The organism is Pseudarthrobacter humi (assembly GCF_024294965.1).
Classification (GTDB): domain Bacteria; phylum Actinomycetota; class Actinomycetes; order Actinomycetales; family Micrococcaceae; genus Arthrobacter; species Arthrobacter humi.
In genome coordinates, this window is sequence record NZ_JANCLV010000002.1 from 1 (window position 1) to 11,214 (window position 11,214).

The window sequence follows — 11,214 nt, forward strand, 5'->3', positions numbered from 1 at the left end:
AACCAGCTGTAAAAACCAGACCACACCACGGGGTGGCATAATCCAGTCAATTCAACCAATTCAATACAATAAATTGGTATCAACAAACTTGGCACACTATTGAGTTCTCAAACAACAGACACATTCGAATAATTCCCGAAACAATTCATATTCAAATGAATTCTTTTGTTTCGGTTTTCTTCGCTGCGATGTTTATAGCTTATTTCATTCTTATTCACTTTGCAAATCCGGGTTATTTTCCCGATATTCACTCTGTGGAACGAATCCGCCCATCAAAAAGTGAAGCTTTTCATCATTTTCGTGCTTTGCACACGATGAATTGCTTCTCTTGTGAAGGGGGTTTGTCACCACTCAATGGCGGCGACTCAGAAAACAATACACGCTCCCCCGAGCCCGTGCAAATCGGCTGCGGAGGAGCGTGAATGGGGGCTTGGGAAGGCTAAGGAACAAGGACTTCGACAGTCGCGAGATTCTTCTTTCCGCGGCGCAGGAGCAGGTACTGGCCATGCAGCAGCTCCGATTCGGAGATGACAGCTTCCGGGTCGGACACCTTCTCGTTGTTTACATAGGCGCCGCCTTCGCCGACGGTCCGCCGGGCCGCGGACTTGCTCTCCGACAGGCCGGATGCCACCAGGAGGTCAATGATCCCGAGGCCATCCACCTGGACGCGGGCGGACGGAAGCTCCGACGTGGCGGCTTCCAGAGTTGGCCGGTCCAGTGCGGACAGGTCACCGTTGCCAAAAAGTGCAGCAGACGCCGCGATGACTTTCTCTGTTGCCTCCACACCGTGGACCAGGGAAGTCACTTCGAACGCCAGCTTCCGCTGGCCTTCCCGGGCGAAGGGACGTTCGGCAACGGCAGTTGCCAGGGTTTCGATTTCAGCGCGGCTCAGGAAAGTGAAGACCTTCAGCCTGTCCACAACGTCAGAGTCGGCGGTGTTCAGCCAGAACTGGTAGAAGGCGTACGGGCTGCACATGCCGGCGTCGAGCCAGATGGCATTGCCTTCGCTCTTGCCGAACTTCGTGCCGTCCGAGTTGGTGATCAGCGGCGTACCCAGGGCGTGCACACTCTTGCCCTCAACCTTGCGGATGAGTTCAGTACCGCTGGTGAGGTTGCCCCACTGGTCCGAACCGCCGGTCTGCAGCATGCAGCCGTAGTCACGGAACAGCTGGAGGTAGTCCATGCCCTGCAGGATCTGGTAGCTGAATTCGGTGTAGCTGATGCCTTCGTCCGAACTGAGGCGGGACGCAACAGCATCCTTGCGAAGCATGGTCCCGACGCGGTAGTGCTTTCCGATCTCGCGCAGGAAGTCGATGGCGCTCAACGGTGCGGTCCAGTCGAGGTTGTTGACCATGCGGGCGGCGCTGGGGCCATCGAAGCTGAGGAAGCGGCGGACCTGGGCCTGCAGGTAGCCCACCCATTCGTTGACGGTGTCCTTGGTGTTCAGCGTGCGTTCTGCGGTGGGCCGCGGATCGCCGATCAGTCCTGTGGATCCGCCCACCAGTCCCAGCGGCTTGTGCCCTGCGAGCTGCAGCCGGCGCATCACGAGGAGTTGGACCAGGTTGCCCAGGTGCAGGCTCGGCGCGGTGGGGTCGAATCCGCAGTAATAGGTGATCGGATCACCGGCGAGGAGCTTTTCCAGTTCCCCTTCATCGGTGGAGACGTGGACCAGGCCGCGCCACTTCAGCTCCTGCCAGACATTGGCGAAGGTGGGGTCGTTCTGCTGGGATTCGAGATCGTTGAGTTCTGACACGACTTCTAAGTTAGCAGGATCGGCGACGCCCGGCGCCGAAATGAACGGCGCCGGGCGTCAAGGGGCAAAGCGGACCGGCTCAGCCTTCGATGCCTGCCGGAATACCTTCCGCGGCGATCAGCCGGAGCCGCTGGGTGGGCCGGGTCATGGCGACGTACAGATCGCCCACCCGGCCATGCTCGCGGTTGAGCATGACGGACGGCTCAAGCACCACAACGCCGTCGAACTCCAGGCCCTTGGCCTCGCGCGGGCTGATGACCACGATGTCCTGTTCGTAGCTGCCCGCGCCGTTGCCGATGCGCCGGCCGTACACGGCACGAAGGGCTGACGTTGCAGCCGGCAGAAGGTCGCCGTCGGCAATCACGGCGAGGAGGCCGCCGTCGAGCGCCTCCAGTTCCTCAGGGAGCACCTCCACCAAACGGTTCACCACCTGTCCGCGGTCAACCTCGTCGATGACGGGGGCCCACCGTCCCTCGCGGACGGCCTTCGGCGCGGAAACCACCAGTCCGGCCGCGTTGGCCATGCGGGCGGCGGCCTCGGCGATCTGGGAGGGCGTCCGGTAGTTGACTGTCAGCTCCTCCAGCTGCCAGCGGTCCCCGAACATGGGCGCCAGGGCCCCCTGCCAGGAGTTGGCGCCGGCGACTGAACTGGTCTGCGCGATGTCGCCCACGATGGTGAAGGATTTCAGCGGGCAGCGACGGACCAGCAGGCGCCATTGCATGGGCGAAAGCTCCTGCGCCTCATCCACCACGATGTGGCCGAACGCCCACGTGCGGTCGCTGGTGGCGCGCTCGGCGGCCGTCAGGCGGTTTTCGCGCTCCTGGTTCTGATCGGCGAGTTCCTCGGCGGAGATGAGGACATCGACACCCATGTCCCCCATGTTCACCAGTGTCTGCTTGGCGTTGGCAAGGTCCCGGGCGCGGTCGTGCTCCTGCTGTGCAAGGCCACGTCCCGCCGCCGGGTCCATTTCACCAAGGAGCTCCGCGGCCTCGTCCAGCAGCGGGACGTCAGCCTCGGTCCAGGGCGCATCGGCGGGGCGCAGCAGCAGCGACCGCTCCCTCAGGGACAGGTTCGGTGTGCAGGCCGCCAGTACTGCGGGCTTGCTCAGAAGCTCGTTGATCAGCTTCTCCGGAGTCATCGGCATCCAGCACAGGTTCAGGACGATCCGGACGTCGCGGGCCGTGCGGACGTCTTCTGCCAGATACGAGCGGTCGGCATTGTTGCCGATGCTCCCGGCCTCCACGAGATCGGTCATCTGCTCGGTCAGTTCGCGGAGCAGAATTTTGATAAACGTCAGACGCGCCTCGTTGTGCGGCTTGCCGGTGGACCGGGCACGTTCGCGCGCCCGGCTTACTTGCCGCCGTGTCAGCACCAGCTTGCGGCCGTCGACGTCCAGGACACGGTCCTCGGCGGGGATCCGCTGCCGGTTCGCGACCGCATTGGCCACAACCTTCACCATGTCCAGCCGCCCCTTGATGGCCGCGACTTCTGCCTCAGGTTCGGCAACCGCTTTGATCCCGGGCATCAGGCGACCCACGCTGGCCATCACCACGCCGGTCTCACCGAGCGAGGGAAGAACACGTTCGATGTACTTCATAAAGGACGACGACGGGCCCACCAGCAGCACGCCGGCAGTCTTCAGCCGCTCCCGGTGCGTGTAAAGCAGGTACGCGGCCCGGTGCAGTGCCACAGCAGTCTTACCGGTACCCGGACCACCCTGCACCACGAGGGCACCGGAAATGGAGGACCGGATGATGCGGTCCTGCTCGGACTGGATGGTGCCGACGATGTCGGACATCCGGCCCGTGCGCTTGGAATCGAGAGCCGCCAGCAAGGCTCCTTCGCCCTGCAGCGAGGCGTCGTCCGCGAGCATGTCCGCGTCAAGGACGTCGTCCTCGATGGCCTTGACTTCCCGGCCCTGCAGAATCAGGTGCCGCCGGCGGCGGACGCCCTGCCGGTCAAACGCCGTTGCCTGGTAGAAGTGGCCGGCTTCGGGCGCGCGCCAGTCCACCATGAGCCGCTGGAGGTCATCGGTGGTCAGGCCGATGCGCCCAATGTACTGGGCCTCACCGGAATCCAGGTCGAGGCGGCCGAAGACCAGGCGGTCATCGACGGCGTCGAGCTGGGCGAGGCGGTCCTCGTAGAGCGCGGCGAAGGCGTCGCGTTCGGAGACATTCTGCATGGTGCCCACGGCACCGGCCCGGCGGACCTGTGCCAACTGCTGGCGCTTTTCCGCGCGGAGCTCTTCCAGCCGCGCGTACAGGCCGGCAACATAGTTCCGTTCGTGGGCCAAATCGGCGTCGAGCATTTAAACGTTCCCCTATCGCAAAAGACAGACCGTCCATTCTACAACCATTTCGGTTAACGCGCCCGCCGGTCCCCTGCCCCGGAAGTCACCCAATGTTCACTTTCAGGCCGCACACTTCCGTAGCCGTTCCGCCCCGTGGGTGATTAAATACTGCAATGCACCACGAGAACGTCCTGACCGGATACGGGCTTTCCCTCCTTCCGTTGGCACCGCACCATGCCGAAGGGCTGTTTGACTTCGTGGACGCCGCGATGTGGGCAGGAATGGCCGCGCCCCTGCCGGCCACGGCGCACGAGCTTTCAGGGCTGTTTGCGGCCAGAATTGAGGACCCGGCCAGCCTGGCCTTCGCCGTGACGGACCAGCGGACCGGAGCCCTGCTGGGCACAACCGCGCTGAATGCGTTCGATGCCGCCCAGCAGCGCGTGGAGGTTGGCGGCACCTTCTTTGGACGGCAGCTCTGGGGCACGCACGTGAATCCCGCCAGCAAGCACGCCCTGCTTGCGTTTGCGTTCGACGTCCTTCACGTTCAGCGCGTTGCATTTCGCTGCGACGCACGCAATATGCGCAGCGCCGCAGCCATCGAGCGGCTGGGGGCGACGTTCGAGGGCGTGCTGCGCAGCCACCGCCTGGCGCCTGACGGCACACGTGCAGATTCGGCTGTGTTCTCGGTCCTGGGGCAGGAATGGCCCGCGGTGCAGCAGCGCCTCCAGCACCGGTTGGCCCCGTTCGCCCTGGCGGGAGACCACGCGGGCGGGACGGATTATGCCCGGCGCACCTTCGCCGCCTTGTAGCGGGACACGGTGGGATCGCCTGGCAGCCAGAAGCGCCAGGGATACGTCGCGGAGCCGCCATCGCCGGAGACGCCTACCCTCGGCCCGGAACTGAACACGGGAGCGGGTACCGAAGGCAGCCGCAGCTCGAAGGGGTCAGCGAGTGCATCCCGGCCGCTGTCGGCTGTCGTGAGGGCCAGCGTGGTGGCCAGCCGGGCAGGGCCGCTCGCCAGGTCGAGGGCCGATTTCGACGTCGGACGCCGCACCTGCGCGAGGTGCTGCCCCTCCACCACCTCGCCCGCCCGCAGCAGGACGGCAGATGCGGTGCCCGCCGGGCCGCAGACGATGTTGGCGCAGTAGTGCATGCCATACGTGAAGTAGACGTAGAGGTGGCCGGCCGGACCGAACATTGGCGCGTTGCGGGCCGTGGGGCCACGGAAAGTGTGGGAGCCGGGATCCGGATGCGACGAGTCGCCGGGACCCATGTACGCCTCCACCTCCGTGATCCGCACAGCCACAGTTCCCTCGTGGCTGTGGTGGGTCAGTACGGATCCCAGGAGCCGCGGAGCGACCCTCCGGGCATCGCCGGACAGCAGTTCGCGGAGCTGATCCGGGCTGGCGGGACTCAGGCTGGCGGTCATGGTCCGACTCTATCGAACGCCACGGCCGTGTCCGATTTCCGCTAGCAGTGCCGGTCGCCGGCTGGCAGGATGGAGGGCATGGACTTCTGGCAGCGCTACCGCGCAATTGACGCGCGGGACACCCGGTTCGACGGGCAGTTCTACACTGCTGTCCGGACCACCGGCATCTACTGCCGCCCGTCCTGCCCCGCCAGGACCCCGAAAGCCGTGAACGTCACCTTCTACGAAACCTCTGCCGCAGCGCACGACGCCGGCTACCGGGCGTGCAAGCGCTGCCTCCCCGAAGCAGTGCCAGGCACGCCGGCGTGGAACATCCGGCAGGACCTTGCGGGCCGCGCGATGCGCCTCATCAACGACGGCGTGATCAACCGGGACGGGGTGGAGGGCCTCGCCGCCCGGCTGGGATACTCCTCCCGCCAGCTCAATCGAATCCTCAGCCACGAACTCGGCGCCGGCCCGCTCTCCCTGGCCCGGGCCAGCCGCGCCCAGACTGCCCGCACCCTGTTGGTGTCCACAGCGATGAAGCTGGCGGACATCGCATTCGCGTCCGGCTTCAGCAGCGTCCGCCAGTTCAACGACACCATGGTGGAGGTGTTCGCGATGACGCCCACTGCCCTGCGCGCCACCGCCAGGCACCACCGCTCCCCTGCCGCCGCGACGTCGCTGACGTTGAGCCTGCCGTACCGCGAACCCTTCGATCCCGGCATCTTTTCCTTCCTCGCCGTCAGGGCGATCCCCGGGATCGAGGCGGGGACGCCGACGTCGTACGCCCGTACTTTGCAGCTTCCGCATGGCGATGCCCGCTTCAGCGTGACTTACGACGACGGCGCTACCGGGCGGCCGCTGACCCTCACCATCGGCGCGGTGGACCTCCGGGACCTGCCCGCACTGCTGAGCAGGGTACGCCGGCTCTTCGACCTCGACGCCGATCCGGTGGCCATCGACAGTGCCCTCTCCCAGGAGCCCCGCCTGGCCGCCTCGGTTGCCAGTGCGCCGGGCATCAGGATGCCCGGCGCGTTGGATCCGCAGGAGCTGCTCATCCGGGCGATGATCGGGCAGCAAATCACCGTGGCTGCGGCCCGGACCGCACTGACGCGGCTGGCCGCTGCCGGCAGTCCCAGCGCGGTCGCCGGCGAGGGCCTTGACCGGCTGTTTCCCACCGCGGCCGAAATCGCCGAGAACGGCTACTCGCTGCTCCGCGGTCCGCAAGGCCGGATTGACGCCATCCGTTCAGCCGCGTCGACCTTGGCTGGAGGCCAGCTGGATTTTGGCTACGGGGACGATCTGCCTGGGCTCGGCGCCAAACTGCTTCCCCTTCCCGGGGTGGGCCCGTGGACCGTGGGCTACGTGGCAATGCGTGTCCTCGGCGCGCCGGACGTGTTTCTGGCCAACGACGCCGCGGTGCGAAACGGTATCCGGGCGCTCGCCCCGGCCCCCACGAACCAAGACGGCTGCGGCGTTGAGGCGCCTGGCGTGACGCCAAGCCCCGATTTCCGCGAGGTCAGCCCGTGGCGGTCCTACGCCACCATGCACCTGTGGCGCGCCGCCGCGGAGTCCAAATCCTCCAAACCCATACAAGCCGTTCCAGAGAAAGCGATGCTATGAAAGCCCAGCTGTTAGTGATGTCCACCCCGGACGGACCGTTCACCATCCTTGCCCAGGACGGCGTAGTCCTCGCCTCGGGCTGGACCGCCGGGCCGGGTGAGCTGACCGGCCAGATCCACCCCGAGCTGCGGCCGGGCGACGTCGAAGCGGTCACGGACCTGGGCAGCATTTCCCGGGCCGTGGAGGCCTTCTATGCCGGCGATCCCGCGCCTGCCATGGCCGTCCCCGTGCGCCAGAAGTCAGGGCCGTTCCGGTCGCACGCCTGGGATGTGCTGAGGACCGTCCGCCCCGGGTCACCGGTGACGTACACCGAGTACGCCGAACTTTCCGGAAACCCGAAGGCGGTCCGGGCCGCGGCCAGCGCCTGTGCGTTCAACGCGGCCGCCTTGTTTGTGCCGTGCCACCGCGTCATCCGCACCGACGGTTCCCTGGGCGGTTTCCGCTGGGGCCTGGCCATTAAGGAAAGCCTGCTGGCCCGCGAAGCAACGGAAAGCCTGCTGGCCCGCGAAGCCGGATAGGGCTACCGCGCTGCGGGTGTCCCGGATGGCGTGGCTCCGGCAGCCGGCGTCCCGGCTGGCCAGGGCAGCAGTTCCGGGAGGTCCACGCCGTCCGCGGCGGCTGTTGCCCGCAGGCTGCCGAGCGATGGTTCACGGCCGGCCAGCCAGGCGGCAATGTCAGTGATCATCCCGCTGATAACGGTGGAACGGCCGAGTCCAAGGGTCACGGGCGGGAGCCCGAGTGGCTGCAGCACGAGTTTTTCCCCCGGCGGGACACGGGCCGCCAGGAAGTCGAAGAGGTGCTCGCAGAACCTCCGGCTCCACGTCTCTGGCCCGAGGCCCGCGTCCAGGTCCGCTGTGTGGATCACCAGTTCACGCCACAGCGCGAGGCCGCCGTCGAAGACCACACCTCCACGGTAGGCAATGGAGGCCTGCCAGCCGGCGTCTCCTTCCAGCGAATCAAAAGCCGTCAGTGCCCGGTCCAGACCGGCCTGCACGTCAGCCCGGTGCGCATCCGCATTGTGGCCGGCGGCCATCTCGATGGCCTTCGTGCGTCCGTCCTGGCCTCCGTCGTACAGCTCAACAGTGGCGCCGCGGGCGGCAAATTCCAGCTGCCGTGCCATGGCGTTGGAGATGCCGGCGAGATGCGCCAGGACGTGCCCGCGGGTCCAGCCGGGCAGTCCCGACGGTGCCTTGACATCCTCATCGGTGAACTTCGCGGCGGTCGAGGCCACGGCGTCGGCGGCCTTATGCAGTTCGGCCAGTAGTTCTGAAGTAGTGATCTCAGTCATAGCGCCATGGTAGCCGACAGAGTTAACGACCCTTAACGCAGAACGCTCTCTCAGCTTTGGTGCCGAAACGGCCAACGCTCCTGCACTGACTGGAGGAGCGTCGGCCGAAATCGCCTCAAAAGTGAGAGAGCGTTTGGGGGTTAGGCTGCGTAGTCCCGCACGCCGGCGAGCTCGCTGTCGAGGGCGAGCAGCTGGCGTTCGACGGCGGCGGGTGCGGTGCCGCCCTGTGAGTTGCGGCTGTTGAGCGACCCTTCGGTGGACAGGACCGTGCGGACCTCCGGGGTCAGGTGTTCCGAGATGGCGGCGTATTCCTCATCCGTCAGGTCCCACAGCTCCACGTCGCGGCTTTCGGCCCGCTTGACGGCTGCTCCGGAGAGCTCGTGCGCCTCACGGAACGGAACTCCCTGGCGGACCAGCCACTCGGCAATGTCCGTGGCCAGCGCGAAGCCCTGCGGTGCCAGCGACTCCATCCGTTCCGTGTTGAACTTCAGCGTCGCGATCATGCCCGAGACAGCAGGAAGCAGCAGCTCCAGGGTATCGGCGGCGTCGAAGACCGGTTCCTTGTCCTCCTGCAGGTCGCGGTTGTACGCGAGCGGCAGGCCCTTGAGCGTGGCCAGCAGCCCGGTCAGGTTGCCGATCAGGCGCCCTGCCTTGCCGCGTGCCAGCTCGGCGACGTCGGGGTTCTTCTTCTGCGGCATGATCGAGGAACCGGTGGAGTAGGAATCGTGCAGGGTCACAAAGGAGAACTCCTTGGTGGCCCACAGAATGACTTCCTCCGAAACGCGGGACAGGTCCACGCCGATCATGGCCGTAACCCACGCAAACTCGGCGAAGACATCGCGCGATGCGGTGCCGTCAATGGAGTTGTGCGTGGCGGAGAAGAAGCCCAGGTCCGCCGCGACGGCCTCCGGGTCCAGGCCCAGCGACGAGCCTGCGAGGGCGCCGGAACCGTACGGCGAAACCCCCGCGCGCTTGTCCCAGTCCTGGAGCCGCTGCACATCGCGCAGCAGCGCCCAGGCGTGGGCCAGCAGGTGGTGGCTGAGCAGGATGGGCTGGGCATGCTGCAGGTGCGTGCGGCCTGGCATGGCCACACCCTGGTGGGCCTTGGCCTGCCCCACCAGCGCCTCGATCGTTGCCAGCACGCCGCGCGCGATGATCCGGGCGTGGTCCCGCAGGAACATGCGGCCCAGCGTGGCCACCTGGTCGTTGCGGGACCGTCCGGCGCGGAGTTTGCCGCCCAGCTGGGTACCGGCGCGTTCGATCAGGCCGCGTTCCAGTGACCCGTGCACGTCCTCATCGGACTCGGCCGGCAAGTACGCGCCTGAGGCGACATCGTCATCCAGGCGGCCCAGGGCGTCCAGCATGCCGCCGAGTTCGGCGTCGTCCAGCAGCCCGGCCTTGTGCAGCACGCGGGCGTGCGCTTTGGAGCCGGCGATGTCGTAGCGGGCCAGCCGCCAGTCAAAGTGCGTGGACTTGCTCAGGGCTGCGAGGGCGTCCGCGGGGCCGCCGGCGAACCGACCGCCCCACAGGGCGCCGGTGTTCGTCGAGCCGGTGGTTGAGCCTGTCGAAACCGGAGTCTGCTCAGCCAACGGTTTACTTTCCTGCGACGCGGATATCGCGGCCGGAGGCAACCTTGGCGGACATGCCCCACAGCTCGATGAAACCGCGCGCCATGGACTGGTCGAACGTGTCGCCGGTGTCGTAGGTGGCGAGGTCGAAGTCATAGAGCGAGGTCTCGGAGCGGCGGCCGTTGACGATCGCCTGTCCACCGTGCAGCACCATGCGGATGTCACCGGTGACGTACTGCTGGGTGTCTTCGATGAACGCGTCCAGGGAGCGCTTGAGCGGTGAGAACCACTGGCCGTCGTAGACCAGTTCGGCCCAGCGCTGGCCAACAGTGGCCTTGAAGCGGGCCTGCTCGCGCTCGACGGTGATGTCCTCAAGGTGCTTGTGCGCGGTGATCAGCGCCATGGCACCGGGGGCTTCGTAGATTTCGCGGGACTTGATGCCCACGAGGCGGTCCTCGACGACGTCGATCCGGCCCACACCCTGCGCGCCGGCACGGCGGTTCAGTTCCTTGATGGCCTGCAGCGGGGTGACCCGGACGCCGTCGATCGCTACCGGCACGCCGGCCTGGAAGGAAATGGTGACCTCATCCGGGGCCGGCGGGAACTCCGGCGTCGCGGTGTAGTCGTAGATGTCCTTGGTGGGCGCGTTCCAGATGTCCTCAAGGTAACCGGTTTCGACGGCGCGTCCCCAGACGTTCTGGTCGATCGAGTACGGGTTCTTCTTGGTGGTCTCGATCGGCAGTCCCTTTTCCTCGGCGAAGGCGATGGCCTTGTCGCGGGTGAGCGCGAGGTCACGGACCGGTGCGATGCATTTCAGGTCCGGGCCGAGGGTCTGGATGCCCACCTCAAAGCGGACCTGGTCGTTGCCCTTGCCGGTGCAGCCGTGGGCCACGGTGGTGGCGCCGAATTCGCGGGCGGCCTTGACCAGGTGCTTGACGATGACCGGGCGGGAGATGGCCGAAACCAGCGGGTAGTGGCCCTGGTAGAGGGCGTTGGCCTTCAGCGTGGGCATGCAGTATTCGTTGGCGAACTCGTCGGACGCGTCGGCCACGTAGGCTTCGACGGCGCCGCAGCCGAGTGCGCGCTGGCGGATGGTCTCCAGCGACTCGCCGCCCTGTCCGACGTCGACCGCCACGGCGATGACCTCGGCACCGGTGGCTTCACCGATCCAGCCGATGGCTACGGAAGTATCGAGGCCACCGGAGTAGGCCAGAACAATGCGCTCAGTCACGAAAATGCTCCTAATTGGGGTTGTAGGTGTGGATCGGGGAATTTCTTCAG

General features: G+C 66.2%; 10 protein-coding genes. 4 read left to right on the forward strand and 6 right to left on the reverse strand.

Annotation, left to right across the window (positions count from 1 at the left end; translation table 11 throughout):
• The first annotated feature begins 155 nt into the window (after positions 1-155).
• Positions 156-422: a hypothetical protein gene (locus tag NFC73_RS03030; protein WP_254747570.1), complete on the forward strand. Its 267-nt coding sequence runs from the start codon at positions 156-158 to the stop codon at positions 420-422.
• Between the two features lie 17 nt (positions 423-439).
• On the opposite strand, the gene tyrS is transcribed toward NFC73_RS03030, so the two are convergent.
• Together tyrS and NFC73_RS03040 are read right to left on the reverse strand one after the other, a co-directional pair.
• Positions 440-1,753 carry a tyrosine--tRNA ligase gene (gene tyrS / locus NFC73_RS03035; RefSeq protein ID WP_254747572.1) on the reverse strand — a complete coding sequence of 438 codons (1,314 nt, stop codon included), beginning with the start codon at positions 1,751-1,753 and terminating at the stop codon, positions 440-442.
• 79 nt (positions 1,754-1,832) lie between these two features.
• A complete protein-coding gene (locus NFC73_RS03040) occupies positions 1,833-4,061 on the reverse strand; it encodes a HelD family protein (RefSeq protein ID WP_254747574.1) in 2,229 nt (742 codons plus the stop codon).
• Positions 4,062-4,216: 155 nt separating this feature from the next.
• Here NFC73_RS03040 and NFC73_RS03045 point away from each other — a divergent pair, with 155 nt between their 5' ends.
• Positions 4,217-4,852 carry a GNAT family N-acetyltransferase gene (locus tag NFC73_RS03045; RefSeq protein ID WP_254747576.1) on the forward strand — a complete coding sequence of 212 codons (636 nt, stop codon included), beginning with the start codon at positions 4,217-4,219 and terminating at the stop codon, positions 4,850-4,852.
• Here NFC73_RS03045 and NFC73_RS03050 read toward each other — a convergent pair.
• The gene (locus NFC73_RS03050; RefSeq protein ID WP_254747578.1) at positions 4,822-5,472 is read right to left on the reverse strand and encodes a DNA-3-methyladenine glycosylase; all 651 of its coding nucleotides are present in this window, start codon (positions 5,470-5,472) and stop codon (positions 4,822-4,824) included. The genes NFC73_RS03045 and NFC73_RS03050 overlap by 31 nt on opposite strands.
• A gap of 78 nt (positions 5,473-5,550) precedes the next feature.
• On the opposite strand from NFC73_RS03050, the gene NFC73_RS03055 reads away from it, so the two are divergent.
• Positions 5,551-7,077 carry a DNA-3-methyladenine glycosylase 2 family protein gene (locus NFC73_RS03055; protein ID WP_254747579.1) on the forward strand — a complete coding sequence of 509 codons (1,527 nt, stop codon included), beginning with the start codon at positions 5,551-5,553 and terminating at the stop codon, positions 7,075-7,077.
• Positions 7,074-7,595, forward strand: a complete 522-nt coding sequence (locus NFC73_RS03060) for a methylated-DNA--[protein]-cysteine S-methyltransferase (RefSeq protein WP_254747580.1) — start codon at positions 7,074-7,076, stop codon at positions 7,593-7,595. The genes NFC73_RS03055 and NFC73_RS03060 overlap by 4 nt, the downstream gene beginning before the upstream one ends.
• A 2-nt stretch (positions 7,596-7,597) precedes the next feature.
• On the opposite strand, the gene NFC73_RS03065 is transcribed toward NFC73_RS03060, so the two are convergent.
• The 3 genes from NFC73_RS03065 to NFC73_RS03075 form a co-directional block, all read right to left on the reverse strand.
• Entirely contained in the window at positions 7,598-8,365 is a 768-nt protein-coding gene (locus NFC73_RS03065) for a maleylpyruvate isomerase family mycothiol-dependent enzyme (protein ID WP_254747581.1), read from the reverse strand.
• Positions 8,366-8,505: 140 nt separating this feature from the next.
• Positions 8,506-9,954, reverse strand: a complete 1,449-nt coding sequence (argH, locus tag NFC73_RS03070) for an argininosuccinate lyase (RefSeq protein WP_254747582.1) — start codon at positions 9,952-9,954, stop codon at positions 8,506-8,508.
• A 4-nt stretch (positions 9,955-9,958) separates the two neighbouring features.
• Positions 9,959-11,164, reverse strand: coding sequence for an argininosuccinate synthase (locus NFC73_RS03075; protein WP_160669740.1), 1,206 nt, complete (start codon positions 11,162-11,164; stop codon positions 9,959-9,961).
• Between the last annotated feature and the right edge of the window lie 50 nt (positions 11,165-11,214).